The following is a 20323-nucleotide window of genomic DNA, read 5'->3' on the forward strand; positions in this document are numbered from 1 at the left end:
CAAAGTTCATCACTGAGCCGCCATTTGTTGTTTGCCATACTCTCTATACCTTCAGAAATTATCCGTTCTAGAATATTATACAATATGACAATTCCTTTTGGGATAGGCTCTTAACTGCCAAAAGTTCACCACAATCATTGATAACCAGATGAAGTTTAAAGCCATAAAACCAGCCGGTACTGGTTTTCCCTCGCTGTGCGACACCCGTTTTACGGCGGGGAGCAGTCACATAACATTGATTTTAGATAACTATGGCATTCATAAAAGCCGGAAAGTGAGGGTATGGTTAAAGCAAGACGTTAATCAGATTACTTATTTAATAGTAATAATATATTAATTATTTTGGCTTAGCTCAAATATTTGGATTGATTCGTGGAGGTTTCTTTTTTTATTGCTACTTTTAAAATCGTCACTGTGTTTTTAGTCTCTGAGTAAATGACGCTAATTATCATTCCATGCGGGGTAGCCGGGCTATCAATTCCCGTTTTTTTACTCTGCATGTTCGCTTTCTCTGGTAGTCAAAAGTAAACGCTGTGTTATCCGACTCGTTTGCATGCAGAAGAGTGTGGAGTCTGCACAACGTTTTAATCGTAGGGCTTGCAATGGAAAGGTGAAGATTATGCGTGTTCAGTTAGGGCAATTATATGAATAGAAATTTTAATTTATGTATCAATAGCATACCTGTCATTCTTCATCTTTTATAGTTGCATAAGTAGAGCACAGCCTTTCTCTGGATCATGATCATTGTTGATTGGTTGAAAAGTTGAAACGCTATTTCTGATAAGCCGTTGATTGATGGAGTAACACCAAGCACAAACTTTGCCCTCTCCGTAATGAGGCTGGCTTAGCCAGAGGGTGGGGGTCATGGACCCTCAGCAACGGATTTGTCTGGAGGTTTGCCATAAGGCGCTGGAACTTAGCGGTTATTCCAGCGGGGCAGATGCAGGGCTCTGTTCAGTTTTTATCGGTTCTCGTCGGAGTACCTGGCAAGCCGATGTACCGACGCTGCCCCCCTCTTCTGCTGACGCCATGCTGATGTTTGGTGGAAGTTCTGTAGATGCTTTGGCAACGCGTATGGCGTATAAACTCAACTGTTTAGGGCCTGCTGTCAGCGTAGGCACTTTTTGCTCAGGTTCACTAGTGGCTGTGCATATGGCTTGCAACAGTAAAACCGGTAGAGATCGTCTTCATTTTGAGGAAAGTGAGGTTGATATGAGTGATATTGAAATTATTCAGAGAGAAATAATCGCTATTTTTGCAGAAACATTTGGTTTACCGAAAGAAGAGATAGAACTAGAAATACCGTTGGTTGAATTGGGTGCGGAATCACTCTTGTTATTCGAAGCATTGGAGCCCATCCATAAACGATTTGGTATAAAACTTTCAGTGCGGCAATTTTTCGCAGAATTACAAACGGTTCGTCAACTCAGTGAATATATCTTGATGGCGGATAAAAATAAGGTTACGGCAGATAACCATTCGGTCACTCAACCCGCCTTGGCTGATCAAGAAAAAAGGTCTGAACAATCCGATACACCCAATATTCCACCGGTTAAGAAAGAACGCCTTTTCCAATGGATGTCAAGAAGTGCACCATCGATTGAATCTGAGGAGAGAAAAAAGTATCTGGCTTCATTCATATCTAAATATAACGAGCGAACGATTAAATCAAAAATTCATTCGGTAGCGGTACGTAAAAATATTGCAGATAGCCGTTCTGGAATTGGCTTTAAACCCTCCATAAAAGAGCTACTTTACCCGATTGTCTGCACCAAGTTTGCCGGCCCTGTTGTCAAGGATATTGATGGTAATGATTACATTGATATGACGATGGGGTTCGGTGCGCATTTGTTTGGCCATAGCCCACCCTTTGTAGTTAAAGCGCTCACTCAGCAAATAGACAACAGTTTTGGTTTGGGAACTCGGCATGAGATAGGTTTAGAAGTGGCTGAACTTATCAAAGAGATTACCGGCATGGATCGCGTTGCTTTCGTCAATAGTGGAACGGAAGCGGTGATGAATGCGGTTCGGGCAGCACGAACGCTTACTCGCCGTAATCATATTGTGCTCTTTTCTAGCAGTTACCACGGACATTGGGATGCCGTACTGGCTAGAGCTGGTGAATATGATGAAGTTAATGCGACAAAACCCATTTCGGTGGGTATACCTGAAAATATGGTTGCTGATGTTTCGGTGTTTGGGTTTGGCTCCAATGAGGCCATTGAGTTTCTCAAAACCAATAGAACCGATATCGCCGCGGTGCTGGTAGAACCTATACCCACGCGTGACCCAGGGCTTAGCAATCCAGATTATTTGCGACGTTTGCGTCAAGTGACCAGGGAGTTAGATATTCTGCTGATATTTGACGAAATCGTGACAGGTTTCAGAGTTCATCCAGCGGGTGTCCAGGGGTTATTCGGCATTGAAGCGGATATTGTGACCTATGGCAAAACGATAGGTGGTGGAATGCCTCTGGGCGTCATTACGGGTAGGAAGAATATGCTTGATTCGATTGATGGTGGAAACTGGAATTTCAACGATGATAGTTTCCCCGCAGCGGAGCCGACATTCTTTGGTGGGACCTATTTTCAACATCCGCTTTGCATGACCGCAGCGAAAGCCACTTTGCAGGAGATCAAGAGGCGAGGGGAAACTTTTACCAAAGTACTGACTCAGCGTACTGAATCATTTGTTTCACGTTTGAACCAACTGTTCTTAAGCCGTCGGGTTCCTATCGAGGCAAGATCGTTTTCCTCATTTTTTAGATTAATACATCGCGACAACATGGATTTGCTTTACTACAACCTGTTGATGAGAGGGGTTTATATCTGGGAATGGCGTTGCTGGTTTATATCCGATGCACATGATGACACTCATCTGGAAAAAGTTTATTTGGCATTTGTAGATAGCTTAGATGAACTTGAGGAAAACAACCTGCTTCCTCGATATAGCTAGAACAAATTGGCCTGTTGTGAGTGATAACTTATTGAATTATTAAGCATCCTATCTTCTGGCTGTGCCGAGTTCGATGCTCTGAAACGACGGCTCATAGTCTGTTGAGTAATGAAAATTAAGGGGAACGTTATGCCGTTGGCAAATAAAAGTGTTTTCATTGGTGGGCCGATTCAATTTGCAATTTGTGATAACGGTTTTCATGAGGAGTTGAGAACGACGATCCAACTGGCGATTAACACGGTTAAGGCACTGAATGGTAATGTATTTTCGGCGCATTTGACTGAGAAATTTGGCATTGATACACCCAGTTATACGCCAGATATGGTATCGAAACGGGATTTCCAATGGATGCGGCAGTGTGATTTTTTCATGCCCATTCTTCCGGTTCATCAAGGTGATGAATTACTGCGTACTGACGGTACACATATTGAACTTGGTTGGGCCTCTGCTCTGAAACGGCCCGTCTTATTAATCACTCAACTACCGATTGTGAATAGTGGTAGTCATTTGTTAAAGGGATTAGAGCATATTTGCAATTTGTCGAAATTGGATATTCACGATTTTCGTCAAAATCCGGGACAGATTGGCGAGATTTTCAGGAATTTTGCCGTTGAATAGCTATTGATCATCTTTTTGAGGATATACCGCCTTTCCATTGACTTTCTATTGAATTGAAAGGCGGGTTAATAGCGAGTTTGCTTGAATGGGTAATTTGTGGAGTTACGATGGAAAATCGAGTTATTGAATCAACCTATGATGTTTTAGGAATGAAGATAAAAAACCCAATTATTGTTGGGTCGGGTCTACTTTCTGATCAAGCTAAAAATATTCGCCAGTTTATCGCTCACGGCGCAGGGGCAGTCGTGACAAAAACGATTTACCCGCGCTCAGAAAAATTGCATACAGAAAAGACCTATTTGTTCAGTACAGGGATGCTGAACAATACGACGTATTCGAAGAAAACCGTTGAATATTGGTTAATGCTTCTCCGTGAATTTAAGGAAGAACAACTTCCGGTGATAGTTTCTATCCACGCTGAATCACCTGAGGCGTTAGGTTCATTGGCTGTTCGTATCTCGGAAGTGACCGATGCCCCTTTGGAGTTAGGCATTTCATGCTTGCATGCGGACGACTTCACGGAAGATACACCAGAACGAGTATTCAACTACACCAAAGCGGTGGAAGAGCGAACGGACACCCCTTTTGCGGTCAAACTCTCGCTTGGCGATAATTTGTATGGGCGTGTTCAAGCTGCGGTAGAAGGGGGGGCTGATGCGATAACGTTGAGCGATACCATTTCAGGCATTGCATTCGACACAGCGAATGGCGAAGCGCTGCTTAATGGGGTTTGCGGATACTCTGGGCCAGGGATCAAACCAATGGTGCTTGCCGCTATTTATAACCTGCGTAAGCGAGGGGTGACGATTCCAATACTTGGGTCGGGAGGCGTACAGGATGGCAATGATGTTCATGAATACCTACTGGCAGGGGCGAATACGGTGCAGGTTTACACCGCGCTTCATCGGCATATGTATAAAACATTGCAGCGCATTGTTCATGAATATACGCAAGTCATGACGTCAGAAAAAGTATGAGGAAAAAGGATAACATTATGAATAATAATAAAATTAGAGAATTTGCGGAACTGACCAGTGAGCAGGTCTTAGCCGCGGTTGAAGGTAAGACATTGATATGGCCGATTGGCGGGATTGAGCAGCATGGGCCTCATCTGCCGTTGAATGTGGATTCAGTGATCCCAGAAGCCTTTGCCCGCGTGTTGGCGGAGGATATTAATGGATTCACCTTGCCGGTACAGCCAGTGTCTGCCAGATCATTGCCACAAAGTGGGGGTGGACTTGAATTTCCTGGCACGATTTACCTAGACGGATCAACATTTACTGCTTATATCAGCCAAACAATTAAGAGCTTGTGCTCATTACCCTTTAAGCAACTGGTGATCATTAATGGTCATTTTGAGAATGAAGGTTTTATTTTCGAAGCGGTAGACGCATTACGGGCGGAGGGACATTTTAACGATCGTTCCGTTATCGTATTTAGCTGGTGGAGTTTGGTGTCTGATGACTGGACGCGTGAACATTTAATTGATTTTCCCGGTTGGCATGCTGAGCATGCAGGGTTAACAGAAACGAGTTTAATGTTGCATTTACGCCCGGATTTAGTGAGAGCTGAGCGACCTGATCACGATAAACCTCCACGTGCTGGGATCTATCAAGTGCCGATTAAAAAAGAATTTTCAACGAGAGGCGTTCTTTCTAAAACATCCGGTTCGAGTGCGGAGATTGGCGAACTCATTTTCGAGCATGTCAGGCAGCAAATATTGGAACTGGTTACTGCGGATTAATCAGTCGTAATATCGTTATCTCTTTTCGATTTTGTTTTGGTTGCTGGGGAAAAATTTATTGCTTTCTATTATCAGGGTGCGCCTTAAAACTTTGTCTTTCAGGGGAAGATTATAAGGCGCAGTTTTCTGTATACCCGTGTTGCTAATATTTGCTGCGACGACCTGCATAAAGTCATCATGACAATCAGAAAAAACCACACCATGATTATCATTGAAGATTTAAAGGTGACCAATATGTTAAAGCTTAGATTTAAATATTAACGTTAGTAGATTGTAACTCAAATCTTAATCCAAGCGCTTTGACTATTTTCAAAATAGTTGTAAAAGTGGGATTTCCTTTTCCTGATAAAGCAGGTGTTAAGAAAAGCTGTTTTTGTCTATCAGTGTGGTTTTAAAATCGGGAAAGAAATGGTAAACGTATTATGAAAAAACAGGTAAAAACTTTAATCATCAAAGGTAAAAAGAAGTGGTTAAGATTCTTTTTCTGCGGATAAAAATTCGATGCTATATTAGCATTGGAAGAGAAAAAAACAGGAAAAGCAGATTTTAAGTTTATTTTACAGGGCTGTAAGAAGTTTACGGAAAATCAGAGATAATCGTTAAAGAAAGCGGATAAGATTTTAGGTTAACCAGATTAACAGCATTAAAAATGATTAAAGAAATATGCTTTAATTTTAATGTCATTAACACACCATTTACTCTCTCTGTTTTTTAAGTGTAGAAAAATGAATATAGAATTATTTACCGGTTCCAGATTCAGCTTATCATCTTTTTAACATGGTTCAGCTTATCTTTTTACTTGCATTTTCACTTCTGGACAATTGAAAATACTTTTTATCGGTGATTAGTTAGTTAAGGATTGAAAAAAAACAGGTGCATTCATTAATGCCAGATTTAAAAAATACAGAGTGGCTAAAAACGGCTGACTCTCTGTCATATTTAATACATTTATCGGCAATGTTATCCTCCGATTATTTTACGTTTACTTAACCTGATACAACTATTTAAAAGTGATAATACGGAGCTATTAAAGATTTTATATAACTAACAGGAGGATATTCAGATGCTTTTTCGTTGTTATTTTACGAGAAAAGCTATAAAAATAACGCAATAAAAAATTAGGTAAAATGGTTAATTTAGTAGGATTTAAAATCTGAAAAATGAGTTGATTATCCGAAAAAACATAAAGGGTAACGACTTATTAAAACCACTCAAGATTGCCGGTCAGTATTAGTGCGCGTTGGGAAATAATGGATAAAAAAGAATGAATAATAAACCAGATAAATGATTATTATGATCGATAAAGATAGAGAGCGGGTATGATTAAACTTAACAGAAAGCAGACATCGAAAGTGGTAAAAATACCGATTAAAATTTTATACCGATTAATTCCAGTGAATGCCATTTTCAGTATGAACTGTGACTGATTTTTTGTTCAGGCACATCAAGGTGCCTGTCACAATTTCACGTTCACTGTTCTGAAAACTCACGACATCATTTGGCTAAAAGACACCGGGATAAGCGCCTCCGTCGATAAGAATATTTTGTCCTGTTATATAACCGGCATGGGTACTACATAAAAATGCACAATAGGCTCCAAATTCTTCTGGAATTCCAAATCTTCCTGCGGGAATTTTCTGGCTACGTTGCATTGCCATATTTTCCGGTGAATCACCATATCTTAATGCTTTTTGTTTAAATGTTTGTCTCAGGCGCTGAGTCTCGAATGCTCCGGGTAATAGATTATTTATAGTGACATTATTTCTCATCAATAAATGAGATTTTGCCAAACCACTAACGAAAGTTGTTAGCCCACCTCGTGCTCCATTTGATAATCCCAACTCATTTTGAGGTGCTTTAACTGTACCAGAAGTAATATTAATGATGCGTCCAAAACTACGGTCAGCCATTTTATTGATCACTGCTTGGATCAGAGTTATTGGTGTAAGCATATTGGTGTTAATTGCCTGATACCATATATCATGACTCCATTCAGAAAAATGACCTGTTGGCGGCCCTCCTGCATTTGTGATAAGGATATCCACCATAGGTGAAGCTGTTAACACTGCCTCTTGTGTTTCCGGTTGAGTTATATCACCCGATATCCATCTTATCGACACGGCTGAATTTATCTCTTGCAACTGTAGCGCTGCCATTTCCAATTGTTCAGTTCGTCGTGCGTTAATAACAACATTTACACCTTCTGCAACTAACGCCGCTGCGCAAGCAAAGCCCAGACCTTCGCTGGCTGCACATATAACAGCCCAACGCCCCGTTATTTTAAGATCCATATTCTCTCCATATAAGAATAGTTCTACAAACATCAGTTTTCTGTTTCAGACACCCAATACTGGGTACAAGCTATTAAAATGAAACAAATCAGAGCAAGAGCAAAAAGTCCCCACATCAAGCCAGTCGCAGTCGTTGTATGACCACTGGAGAAAAACCATAATACAATAGCGGCTCCGGCCATTTTGAGTGCCCCCTGCAAAGCGCTACCCGTTCCTGATAATTCAGGATGACCATGTAAACTTATCCCGAGTAATAAAGGGGAAGATAGCCCACATCCCAACCCTATCGCTAAACTATAAATAATGATGAAGCCAATTGATAATATCTGAGTGAAGTGAATAAAAATGAGCGCTATTACCGTGAATGACAGTAATAATGGCAAAGATATTTTAAGAATGTATTCAGGTGTAGCGTGTGATAATCCTTTTTTTGTTAACAATGAACCTATTACAATTCCAGCGGAATAGATTATAAACAAATATCCGTTCTGTGATGACGATAACCCAAATTGGGTCTGGAATACGAAAGGACTGGCAGTAAAATAACCAATGGTAATGGCAAATAAGACAGCAGAGACAACACTGTATACAACAAAATTAACATCTGATAATAAAATTCGAAAACCAGCCAGTCTACCATTGCGACTTGATCTCATCGGAGATGTTTCCGGCAGTGTCATTTTGACAAAAATCGCACCTAATAACATCATGATGGCTAACGCGATAAAATTAAATTTCCACGGCAGATACTCTGTGATATATCCCCCAATAATGGGGGCAAAAGCAGGAGAAACTTGTGATGCCATAGAAAACATTGCCAGTGATTTTGATAATTCCGTCTTATCCCTAAAAGTATCGCTGAGTATTGCTCTACTAATAACTGGGCATCCACCTGCACCAATTCCCGTCAGGAGTCTGAATAATGAAAGTGTGTGAAATGATTCTGCGGTAGAAGTTAGATAGTTACCAACAGCAGAAAATAATAAGGAAAATATGATTACAGGAATACGCCCGTATTTATCAGAAAGTGGGCCATAAAAAATCTGAGATACTGCAAAACCAAGGAGATAATAAACAACCAAGCTCTGTGCCTGATTGTCTGTTATTGCGAGCGCTATTTTTATAATGGGAAGTGCTGGATTATAGAGGTCTATAGAAAACAATCCGAGTACTAAGATAACGCACGAGTTGATGATAATGAGTTTTGATCTCATGCCATTGCTCCTTTCATACAAGAGGGAGTGTTTTTATGCGTCCGTTGTATTCCTTATTTGGCGTAGCGTGTTGACTATCACATTTGATTTCAATCAAAAAAGGGGCGTTTTGCTGCATAATCCCGGCTAGGCATTCCTGTAATTGTTCAGGAGAATTCACGCAAAAGCTATTTACCCCTAATCCCTTAGCCAGTTGACACCAATCATAATTAGGAATTTTCGTCAGATCCGCTCTGTTATCTTTATTATTAAAGTAGCTTGCGGCATAAGAAGCATTGTTGAAGACAATAAAAAGTATATTACGATGGTATTTTGATGCAGTGGCTAACTCCATTCCCTGCATTAACATACAACCATCACCTGTGATTACCATACATTTCCTGTCCGGTGCTGCGAAGCTAGCGCCTATTCCGGCTGGAATACTCCAGCCCATAGGCCCGAGTGTAGTAGCGGATAAGTATGCTTCAGGTCTGCGGGCGACCCAATAATGACCAAAGAATGAACGATGCGCACCAGAGTCTACACTGACAATTCCATTTTCTGGGAAATGTTCTTGGAGAATATTGATATAGGATGCGGGGTGTCTTTCTGCATCACCTGTTGCACTAAAATCAATAGGAAAATATTTGGGAACGGTACTGAGGTCTTTTATCCATTTTTCCCGTGTTAGGCATCCAGCTATGAGCGTATTATGGTAATACTCGCCAAGAGTATCCAGAAAAGCACTGCTATTTGCAGTAACCCCACAAGTAATATCAAGGTATTTACCAAGATATTCAGGATTTGTATCAACCTGAATAGTTCTACCAGAAAGTTGCAATTCTGGAGACCAGAGCATTGTGCTCCATTGGGTTGTATCTACCCCCAATAAAATAATGCCCTCCAATCCCGGATCTTTAAATGCTTCAATAGCTCTGGGGCTACCTGAATAACCATAAATACCGAGCGACAGAGGATGATCCTCTGGAAATATCCCTTTACCACTAAGTGTTGTTGCTACTGGAAAATGATACTTTTCTGCAAATGCTAACAACATATCAGCAGTTTCAGATGTTTTACTGCGTAACCCCGCGAGAATAATGCAATTATGATTTTTACTTATGAATTGTCCAAGTTCAGGCGAACATATTTTATTAATATCTACTGGGCGATTTTTCCAGGAATCAGAAACAGTTGAACTAATATCGAGGCGATTTCCATCATATTCATTTAAAATTTCCTTACTTACTCCCAGATACACTGGACCTCTTTCAATTCCTTTCATTGCCCTGAGTGATTCTCTCAGAAACCGACTAATTGATTGACCCGCTTTAACTTCAAATGTTGCGCGAGTTACTGGAGAAAAAATCACTTGTTGATTAATCCCAGATTGGGTACTGTCCTGTAAAACATTGTGCATTTCCATTGTCGATGAAATTTGCCCAGCTAAAAGTAAAACAGGGAAATTATCTGTATAGGCAGAAGCTATACCTGTCAGAGTATTCGTAACACCTGGACCACCAATGACCAGACATATACCAAAATTGTCAGAGACACGGGCATATCCTTCTGCCATATAAGCAGCCCCCGTTTCACAGGCGGTAACTACTGGAGCAGGAAAAACATCTAATACTGAATCATTATCTTTCGGGTAACATTTCATGAATGCATTTATAAGCTTGCCTGGCACCATAAAGAGATGAGACGCACCTAACTGGCGTAGTTGCCTCAATATATAAGATGCTCCACTTTCTTTCTGCTTATGATCTAAATATGTCATCGTTCATAGCCCTATAAAGTGTATATTTTGTGTTTTCATTATTTTTAATGAATCTTGATGAAATGAGTCCGGGTATCGAACATTAGGCATATCTGCAAAATAAGGTTTTGGGCTTTTGGGTAAATAATCGGAAACATGCATACTATGTTGTGCTCGATCCCGAAGATATTGTAGGTATAGTTCATTATGTTGCTCTGATGCAGAAACTGTCCACTGTAACGCTAATTTTGTGTTATCAGGCGCTTTATCAGGATAAGTACTTCTGTGAGTTATTCTATTATCCCAAAGAATAAGATCACCAGCCTTACTCATGATCACTTTTTCGTATGCTTGCGGAGTATTTAGCATTTTCTTCACAGTGGTTTGATTCAGTCGATGAGAAAAAGGAATTAATGTTATTCCTCCTCCATACTCAGGATCATTATCCTGCAAATATATAGCACATTGCATAAATTGTAATGGTGCATCTAGGTTGATTACCTCATCCGATAAAAAATACGCATCATTGTGCCAAGGAATATAAACACTCTCCCGAATAGTAAAATTAGGAAATAAAGAAAAAGATTTTCCAAAAATTTCCTTGATAACTGTAACTGATTTATCATTCAAAATAGCATGAAATACTTCAGTGTTTTTTAATATATCTGTTGGCAAAAGAGTAGAAAGATTATTTATGTTTGATGTTTCTTTATAAAAATTCCTGATAATTTCAATTTCTTCTTTTTCTATTGCTTCAGGTATTACAACATAGCCCATTTCCTGCATTTTTTCCTTGAAATTCATATTGATAACCTTATCTAAATTAATAAACCGATTCTGATTGGAAAATCATTTCTTTGAACGTAATACCAAGTTGCTCAAACTCTTTAAAGAAAGATGGGAATGAACAATGAACATCTTCATAACCATCAATAAAATTGGCTTGTTGGCAACGTAATGATGCGACAAATAAGGACATAAAAATACGATGATCCCCCCAACTGGAAAGCCTGCAATCTCCTGAATAGGATGATGTTCCATGAATTTCAAAACCATCATAAACACCATTTATAATCAAAGGCTGAATGTTGACACCCAACTTTTGTAATTCTTGTACCATTGCTTTTATTCTTGGCGATTTGTGAAGGCGGGTAATAGATCCGCCAGTAACTCTGAAACAACCATCGACATACATTCCTATTGAAGCCAGCGTAGGTACAATATTAGGGCAATTACTGACATCAAATTCATAACATCCAGTTAATGAACCTTTTCTATTAATCAACCTAATTTCGTTTTCCTGATCATTTCTAATAACATCCAATCCCATTTCTTCAACAAATGTCAGAATAGCCTGCTCACCTTGCAAGCTTTTGCTGTTGATATTTTTTAGTTTAAGGTCACATGGAAATAAAGTTGCTGCGGCAACCAAGTAAGAACACGAAGTATAATCACCCGTTATTGTATATTCATTAGGATGATATTCACCAGGAAATACCGTAATTTTGGAAAAGTTTTCATTATGCTGGAATTTGATGCCAGCTATAGTGAGAACCTCTAGTGTCTGCTGAATATATGATAATGATAAGATCTCTCCTTTGATTTTTATTGTAGTACTTTTTTTAGCAAGGGGAGCGGTGAAAAGAATTGCTGTAATAAATTGAGAACTAATATTTCCTTCGATTTCACACTCACCACCAATATATCCCCCCCAATTTATAAAAGGTGCTTTTCCGTTCATATGAACACTGGAGATATTTCCCCCTAAATCAGCAAGTGCATTCAATAAAGGCTTCATGACACGTGCTCTGAGAGTAGCATCACCAGAAATCACAGACGGTGTATCGCTATGGCAAGCTAAAGCAGTTATTACACGAAAGACTAATCCCGAACCGATAGCATCAATAACATTATTACTAGGTATAATTTTGCCACCAGTACCATATATAATTAATCGACTAGGCTCTTCAATAATTTTTGCTCCAATACTACGACATGCTTCCTTCATTGTGGCTGTTTCTGAACAACGCAAATCATTATTTATAATTGATTTTCCATCAGACAAACTGGCAGCTAAAATCGCGCGTTGGGTTTCTGGTTTCGATGACGGTATATAGGCAGAATGAAGTATATAGCTAGATGGACTAACTGCTAGGTATTTTACTAAAGACATAGGCTTTCCTTTTATCTTTTACTAATATAATAAGTAAATAAATCTTTGATTTAATAATTCCCTGATTCACATCTATGTGAAACTCAATAACAAACATGTTTATAGATTTCTACCAGTTTATTTTTTATAGCATCATTGCATTTCTCACTTATTTCTCATTATGTAAATTCGAATAATTCCATTTCATAACTATTAAACCATTCTTAATATAGTATTTCGTAAAATATATTTTTTCCAATTTCTTTTAGTTATCGGGTGATAACTATCTTTTATCAGTAAGTAAATTATTTAATTTAATTTGATATATAAAAAATATTTATATATCAAATGCAGTTAACTAACATATATATGGATTTAATTTTAATTAAAATTTATATTCATATAAACCGTTTAGAACGAGAGTGATATAAATATATTTTTATTATCACCATTGAATACTATTTTTGTATCCAGTGTAAAAGTCCTCGAAAATTACAAGTCAGGACTATTCATCGTTCCAAAAATATTGTTTCACATGCTCTTCCAGCACTTTTGTTGCTGTAAACCATATCATAGAGAGCCCTCGGCCTTTACCCAGATATTTTCTGGAGTAACAGGACTGGATAGTACTGTCCGTTGTAGAAAATTTTTGCCCATTGGTATCAGCCAATATCTTATTATCGATGAGATCCCCTCGTCTGGAGATGGGTAATGAGTGGATATTCCACGTTCCACAGGACCCCGATCACATAGTTATCTATGCTCCCGGGGATTCACTCCCTTACTGTCGCGATGCATTTTGAAATCCATAGGGTATAGAAAGCATACGTCGAAAGTGGTAAAAATACCGATTAAAATTTTATACCGCTTAAAATCCGATGTTAAAACAATGTGTTTTAATAACAGTTTAAACCCTGCCAATCATAAAGCCATCAGTGAAAAAACTTGAATATGTTAATGCTTATATAATCAGGGAAAATAAATAACAATATGAATGGATTAATCAGTTAATCTGTTTTCTTAAAGGGACTGGCTTTAATAACGTTTTCAATCGGTAAATAGATTTTCTCATAAAAAATCAAATAATTGATTGTGGAAAATTGGTATAAAACCCCAAAAAAATGATTTAAATTACAGTATCTGAGTCGGGTTACTTACAGCGTTATTATATACCCGTCATCTTTCAAGTTGCCTCTTTGTTGGCTGCACTCGCTCACCCCGGTCACATCGTTATCTATGCTCCCGGGGATTCACTCCCTTGCCGTCGCGATGCATCTTGAAATCCATAGGGTATAATCTAGTCAACCTAAAGGTTTATCGATTTTCTTTAATGATTGACTCTGTAGTGGCCTAATAAAACCATCGTCTTTTAACAAAACCTGCGGATTTCTCCCACCTGAATGCTAATTGTGAGTAAAACGCGCTTTTAGTATTAGCAAACTGCTCGAAGCGCGGTCATTTCGTTGAGCGTTCTTGCTTCTCGATGTATGTTGGCGGGAGCAAGTCACACAGTACATTCAAAACCAGCAAGGGTAATGCCTTGTCGAAATTTCCTTCCCGCCTTTATGCTGGCGGGAGTACCCTTTCAAGGAAAAAATGGCTGTATTCAATTCCCTTTGGAAAAAGGTTTGTTGTTTTCCATTATGACTTGTCATAACGAAACTCAGGTGAGAGTTTACTTATCCCAAGCCCATTAATTTTTTTAACCTTAATCTGTACGGGTATCCGCTCTTTCATGGCTTCGACGTGGCTTATAACACCAATGGTTTTCCCGGAAGCATTCAGATGATCCAGAGCGTCGAGTGCAATATCAAGGGTTTCTGGATCAAGTGTGCCAAAGCCTTCATCCAAGAACAGTGAGTCAATACTGGTTTTATTGCTGACTAAATCAGATAGCGCTAAAGCCAAGGCGAGGCTGACCAGAAAACTTTCGCCACCGGAAAGCGTTTTGGTATCACGAATAGCATCGGCTTGCCAGGTATCAATCACTTGTAGTTCAAGACCATCACTGTTTTTACGTTGCAAATCGTAGCGTCCGTGCAATTTTTTCAGCCGTTGATTGGCGAGATGAACCAAATGATCCAGTGTTAATCCTTGAGCAAAGCGACGGAATTTAGCACCATCAGCCGAACCAATCAGATTATTAAGATAACTCCAGTCATCATAATTTTGTTGGCAATGGCTGATCTCTTCCAATAAGGATTTTTGCTGTTGACGGCGTATTGCATCATTACCAAGCAGGTTTTTCAGCTCTCCTTGCTGTAAGGTGTTTCTTTTTAGCTCATCAGTAATGTTTTCCAACTGTTCGGTCAGTTGTGATTTTGTATATTGATTAAGTAACTCAGGGCGATTTTTCCGATGTTGTTGCAGAGTTTCTGCTGCTTTCTGGCATAGGGCGTTGGCTTGTATCTGTTGTTGTTCAAGCTGTTCCTTGAGTTGTTGCAATTCCTTACGTTGCTCTTGCGATAACAGCGCCGATTCAACGGCATGTTGATCGGCAAATGGGCTCTTTGCTAATGCAGCATTGAAGTTTTGTTCTGCCTGCTGTTTTTGTTGCTCAGACTGGTTGTGGTTTTTTTCTGTCTCATTAATGGCGCCGGTCAGTTGGCTAATATTGGATTGTGCCTGTTGCAGATGTGATTGTGCCTGTTTGTACGCTTCTTCCAGTTGTTGAGATTGTTGTTGTAATGCCTGAGTGATGTCGGTAACAGATCGCTTACCAAATAGTTGTTGGCGCTGTTGTTGTGCCTCTGCGAGTTGCTGTTTCTGTTGCTGTGCTGTTTGATTAAGCCCATTTAAACGGCATACATACTCTTCTTTCTGTTTATGCAATGATTCAATCTGATTTTGAATGACCGCTTCTTCTTTTTGGATCTGTTGCCAGTTTTCATGACAGTTTTGATATATCTGCCACTCCTCTCTACGTTGTTGCAGCCAGTTTTCAGTATCATTCAGCATTGGCAGGGATAAATTATATTGCTGTAATTCTGACGCCATTTTTTCGATGACATCAATTAGCTTAAGCTGCTGTTGTTGTATCTCTGGTTGCAATTCAGATAAGTGTTTTTTCAGTACATTGTGTTGATGTTTACTCAGTTCAATATTTCGTTCAATTTCTTTAACGTATTCTTGATGAGCGGTCAGTGTTTTTTCTGTTTTCTGGTACGTTTTTTCTGCCAGTTCAAATTCGGTTAATTGAGTTTGGCAAAGCCGATGAGCAGATTGGTTTTGTTGCACAAATAGTTCAAGAGCGGGTTTATCTGAAAGAGAAATTTCGGTCTGTAATATTATGCAAGTTTCCTGCCATTGTTGCGTTAATATATTCAATCGTAGTTCAGCATCAGCAATTTCTTGCAAAATATGGTCGTATTGTTGCTGTTGGAACTCTTTTTTATTAACCAATGATATTTTGGTGGCTTGCAGCGCTTCAAATTGCTGACGTAAATCTTTTAACCGTTGTTCTGATTTTGGTAGTTCAATATTTTGATAAGCCTGAATTGCAGGATGATGTTCAGCACCGCATAGTGGGCAAGGAGAACCTTCCTTGAGTTGTGCCCGTTCTTTTTCCAGACTGACAATCTTTTGTTCTAACTGAATACGTTGAGCAAGATCGGCTAAATGTTGCTGTTTGTCTGAGAGTTGTTTATCGATAGATTCAATTTGAACAGGAAGTTCCTTTAATAATTTTTCCGGTTGTTGTAAGCGAATATGATGATTGGCAATAGCGACTTGTAATTGCAAGATTTGCGGGGACAGGATCTCCAGTTTATGTTGCAGCGGTAGTTGTTCCTGATATTGAGTTAATTGTTTTTTTAATTTCTCCGGCGAATATTGTTTTTGCAGAGTAGAAAATTGTTGCTTGGCCTGCTCAAATGCCAGTTCCAGCGGTTGGTTATTTTCAATTTGTTGTTTTAAGTCTTCCTCTTGTTTGTTCAGATTATTGTTAAGTTGCATGATTTCGGCAGTGAGCTTGCCAACTTTTTGCGTTTGGTGATCAATTTGTTGCTGCTGCTCTTGCCGCCAAGAGAATTGATGTTGCCAAAAAGCCAGATTTTCACCGAAATATTGATGATAAGGTTGTTGCTCGAAATAGTTTTCTAGTTGTTTTCTTTGATTGGTGAATGATAGGGCGCGCTGATTTGCTGTGTCATATTGTTGACAACGGTTTTCAAGCGCAGTTTTCTGCTCGTTGATTTGTTGCTGAGTAAGATTGAGCTCTTTAATCTGTACCGCAATTTGATGATCTAATGGAATCACCTGTTCTGTTATCAGCTTTTCTTGTTGTTGCCGGTGTTGTTGATACTCTGTTCTGGCAGAATCTGCATGAGTCACCTTTTGCTGTATCGGCGTGAGCGTCTGTTGCTGTTGTTGAAGTTGCTGATGCATCTCTTCCAGCTGTTTGCGGGTTCTCTGATGTTCATATTGTGTTCGGTTTTTATCATCCAGCAATGGGCGCAGTGTTTCTGCGGGTTCACTGCTAGCCAGTTTCTGCAATTGCGGCTCTGCATGAGTAAGCGCTTTTTCTGCCTGCTGTAAGGAAGCGTTATTTTCAGTAACAAGTTGCTCAAGTTCTTCTCCACGTGTCAGCCATTGTGCCGAATGTTGCACTGTTTTTATCTGCTGATTGAGTTGTGATTCAGCATGGGTGAGTTGTTGCTGTTGTTCCAGATGTTGTTGATACTGCTCTGCCGTTAGCAAATCAATGGCAGATGCTTTGGCTTGCAGAATATTCAGCTCTGATTGTGCTTGTTGATGTTGTTGGTAAATTTGTTGAGATAAAATTCCGTAAATTTCAGTGCCGGTTAACTCTTCCAATAAATCAGCCCGTTCGTTTGGCTGAGCATTGAGGAAAGCAGCGAAATCTCCTTGGGATAGCAATATGGATTTGGTGAAACGATCGTAATCTAATCCAGTAATTTCAATGATTTTTTCTTTTTTGTCCTGGATTTTATCGGCCAGAATTTTACCACTGCTGCTAAGGGCGAGTTCCACTTTAGGGGCTTGCAGATTGCCATTGGGTTGATTACGCGCTCGCCGTTGGCTCCAGAAAGCACGGTAAGCGACACCTTTCACTTCAAATTCCACTTCAGCCAATGATTCCGCAGTGTGTCGGGTCATCAGCTCATTTTGTGAGGTAGAAATCGTCAAGCGTGGGGTTTCGTGATAAAGCGCAAGGCAGATCGCATCCAATAAGGTGGTTTTACCCGCGCCGGTAGGACCGGTTATGGCGAACAGACCACTGCTGGCAAACGGCTCTGCTGTGAAATCAATTTTCCATTCACCTTGTAATGAATTAATGTTTTTTAGCCGTAGACTCAAAATCTTCATGCCTGCTCTTCCTTGTTTTTAGCCTGATAGATATCGTTCAGTGTTTGTTCGAAAAGGGTGGTCAGACGTTTTTTATGTTCTTCATCTTCGAGTGCTGATTGTGCAAGCCGTCGGGCAAAAACTTCGTTAACGCTAAGTTCTGTCAAAGTTTCTCTGTTTTCTTGTGCTAGCCTATTTTGTTGCTGTGTTTTACTACGTCGTAGCAGAATGACTTCGACAGGAAGCTCTGCAACCATTGATCGAATCCTTTTCTGGATATCATGGAGGTAATCTTGGGTTGCAACTTCAATATCCAGCCAGACGGGTTGCTCTCCTTGATAGTCATTAAAAGTTTGTAACTGTTGTTCAATGTGTTGCAGATTACCCTTGATTAGTTGCATGGGCTGATATTGCGGAATGGGTAAAAGCTTGATGGATTCCAGTTTGTCTTGGGTAAATTCCACCAAACAAACACTTTTCTCTTGCCCGACTTCATCGAAACTAAGGGGAATAGGGGAGCCGCTGTAGCGAATATGTTCAGATTTAGCCACTATTTGTGGCCGGTGAATATGCCCAAGCGCAATATAGTCTACCGGCGGGAAAGCTTGCGCCGGGAAGGCATCCAATGTACCAATATAAATATCCCGCACCGAATCTGTAACAGTGGCACCAACGGTCGTCAGATGCCCGGTAGCAATGATTGGTAAGGGCAAATTCAATTCATCACGTAATTCACACGCTTGCTGATAGAGTTGATGATAGTGTTCTGCAATAGCTTCTTGTAATACGAGCTGTTTTTGTTCTCCTGACTGACCAGCCTGGCTGATCATAATATCTCTTGGCCGCAGAAAAGGGACTGCGCAAAGAATTGCACCGGTATTGCCTTGTTTGGTGGTGAGTATTTTTATCTGTTTTTGTTGATCTTTTTCTGCGTGAGCAATAACGGTGGTATTTAGGCAGGAAAGGAGTTCTTTTGATTCATTTAATGTTGCTACTGAATCATGGTTACCACCAAGGCTAATTAACTGACAGCCGGTCGGTTGTAGTTCAACGACAAAGCGATTATATAGTTCACGGGCATAGCTAGGTGGTGAACCCGTGTCAAATACATCTCCGGCAACAATTAATGCATCGACCTGATAATGTTCAATCTGTTTAATCAGCCAGCGCAGAAAATGTTGATGTTCAGCAGCCCGGCTTTTTGTAAAAAAATATTGGCCAAGATGCCAGTCCGAAGTGTGAATAATACGCATATTTTCGCCGTCATTGGTTAAAGTGAAGCATGATTATAATCGCTATATTCTGGATGTCGCGTTTAAATCTGATTTCGTGAATATATCTCCGAGCGGCTTCGCATTCATTATGAAATATGACAATTGTTAAATTAATTATTGCGAAATCGATTGCAGATAGAGGATAACCAAGGCAGGATTTCATAAATTTGTCATAAAACTGACGCATAATGTTTTTTTAAACTAAGTAGCGTTTATCTCAATATATTAACGGGATTAATCATGGCAAGACGCATTTTGGTAGTTGAAGATGAAGCTCCGATTCGTGAGATGGTCTGTTTTGTTCTGGAAAAAAACGGGTATCAGCCGGTAGAAGCAGAGGATTATGATTCTGCGTTGGCATGTTTATCTGAACCCTATCCTGATTTAGTGTTATTGGATTGGATGCTCCCCGGTGGTTCTGGTTTGCAGATAATTAAGCAGATGAAACGGAATAATAATATTCGCGATATTCCGGTAATGATGTTGACTGCCCGTGGTGAAGAGGAAGATCGGGTGCGTGGCCTTGAAGTTGGGGCAGATGACTATATCACTAAGCCTTTCTCTCCTAAGGAGCTGGTTGCCAGAGTTAAAGCGGTATTACGGCGTATTTCACCGATGGTCATGGAAGATATCATCGAAATGGATGGTTTGGTTTTGGATTCAACGTCCCATCGGGTGACCAGCCAGGATAAAGCACTGGATATGGGGCCGACGGAATTTAAATTACTGCACTTCTTTATGACTCATCCTGAGCGAGTCTATAGCCGTGAACAGTTGCTTAATTATGTTTGGGGAGCAAATGTTTATGTTGAAGATAGAACTGTTGATGTTCATATTCGCCGTTTACGTAAAGTATTAGAGATTGGCGGCCATGATAAAATGGTGCAGACCGTTCGTGGTACGGGCTATCGTTTTTCTACCCGTTACTAAGAGCCTATCCCAATAGGCGTAATTGTTGCAGACAGTTTGAACACGGACAGCGCGGAAAAACCGGAGCGTACACGTAGTACGTGAGGATTTTGAGCACTGC

The 20323-nt window shown here is 39.9% G+C and carries 12 protein-coding genes and 1 pseudogene; 5 read left to right on the plus strand and 8 right to left on the minus strand.

Annotated elements, in window-relative coordinates:
- Nucleotides 1-109: 109 nt before the first annotated feature.
- Nucleotides 110-220: pseudogene (locus ACGF49_RS22030) on the minus strand (transposase); the annotation flags it as partial.
- A 644-nt stretch (nt 221-864) separates the two neighbouring features.
- On the opposite strand from ACGF49_RS22030, the gene ACGF49_RS22035 reads away from it, so the two are divergent.
- From ACGF49_RS22035 to ACGF49_RS22050, 4 genes are all read left to right on the plus strand, one after another.
- Nucleotides 865-2955, plus strand: coding sequence for an aminotransferase class III-fold pyridoxal phosphate-dependent enzyme (locus tag ACGF49_RS22035; RefSeq protein ID WP_387492791.1), 2091 nt, complete (start codon nt 865-867; stop codon nt 2953-2955).
- Between the two features lie 129 nt (nt 2956-3084).
- Nucleotides 3085-3573, plus strand: a complete 489-nt coding sequence (locus tag ACGF49_RS22040; protein ID WP_387492793.1) for a hypothetical protein — start codon at nt 3085-3087, stop codon at nt 3571-3573.
- Nucleotides 3574-3680: 107 nt separating this feature from the next.
- The gene (locus ACGF49_RS22045; RefSeq protein WP_113043303.1) at nt 3681-4550 is read left to right on the plus strand and encodes a dihydroorotate dehydrogenase; all 870 of its coding nucleotides are present in this window, start codon (nt 3681-3683) and stop codon (nt 4548-4550) included.
- Nucleotides 4551-4567: 17 nt separating this feature from the next.
- A complete protein-coding gene (locus ACGF49_RS22050; RefSeq protein WP_113043304.1) occupies nt 4568-5317 on the plus strand; it encodes a creatininase family protein in 750 nt (249 codons plus the stop codon).
- Between the two features lie 1502 nt (nt 5318-6819).
- Here the strand turns inward: ACGF49_RS22050 and ACGF49_RS22055 are convergent.
- From ACGF49_RS22055 to sbcD, 7 genes are all read right to left on the minus strand, one after another.
- Nucleotides 6820-7608, minus strand: a complete 789-nt coding sequence (locus tag ACGF49_RS22055) for an SDR family oxidoreductase (RefSeq protein WP_271858891.1) — start codon at nt 7606-7608, stop codon at nt 6820-6822.
- A 32-nt stretch (nt 7609-7640) separates the two neighbouring features.
- On the minus strand, nt 7641-8822 hold the full coding sequence (locus tag ACGF49_RS22060; RefSeq protein WP_228901920.1) for a Bcr/CflA family efflux MFS transporter: 1182 nt from the start codon (nt 8820-8822) through the stop codon (nt 7641-7643).
- A gap of 13 nt (nt 8823-8835) precedes the next feature.
- Nucleotides 8836-10581: a thiamine pyrophosphate-binding protein gene (locus tag ACGF49_RS22065; RefSeq protein ID WP_113043307.1), complete on the minus strand. Its 1746-nt coding sequence runs from the start codon at nt 10579-10581 to the stop codon at nt 8836-8838.
- Nucleotides 10582-10584: 3 nt separating this feature from the next.
- The gene (locus ACGF49_RS22070; protein ID WP_228901916.1) at nt 10585-11364 is read right to left on the minus strand and encodes a phytanoyl-CoA dioxygenase family protein; all 780 of its coding nucleotides are present in this window, start codon (nt 11362-11364) and stop codon (nt 10585-10587) included.
- 19 nt (nt 11365-11383) lie between these two features.
- Entirely contained in the window at nt 11384-12733 is a 1350-nt protein-coding gene (gene aroA, locus ACGF49_RS22075; protein WP_228901915.1) for a 3-phosphoshikimate 1-carboxyvinyltransferase, read from the minus strand.
- Between the two features lie 1620 nt (nt 12734-14353).
- The gene (locus ACGF49_RS22080; protein WP_228902605.1) at nt 14354-18040 is read right to left on the minus strand and encodes an AAA family ATPase; all 3687 of its coding nucleotides are present in this window, start codon (nt 18038-18040) and stop codon (nt 14354-14356) included.
- Nucleotides 18037-19272: an exonuclease subunit SbcD gene (gene sbcD, locus ACGF49_RS22085; protein ID WP_113043311.1), complete on the minus strand. Its 1236-nt coding sequence runs from the start codon at nt 19270-19272 to the stop codon at nt 18037-18039. The genes ACGF49_RS22080 and sbcD overlap by 4 nt, the downstream gene beginning before the upstream one ends.
- 261 nt (nt 19273-19533) lie before the next feature.
- Between sbcD and phoB the strand changes: the two genes are divergently transcribed.
- A complete protein-coding gene (phoB, locus tag ACGF49_RS22090) occupies nt 19534-20223 on the plus strand; it encodes a phosphate regulon transcriptional regulator PhoB (protein ID WP_112879375.1) in 690 nt (229 codons plus the stop codon).
- Nucleotides 20224-20323: the final 100 nt, after the last annotated feature.

It is taken from the genome of Photorhabdus sp. RM96S, assembly GCF_042879335.1.
GTDB classification, from domain to species: Bacteria; Pseudomonadota; Gammaproteobacteria; order Enterobacterales; family Enterobacteriaceae; genus Photorhabdus; species Photorhabdus kayaii.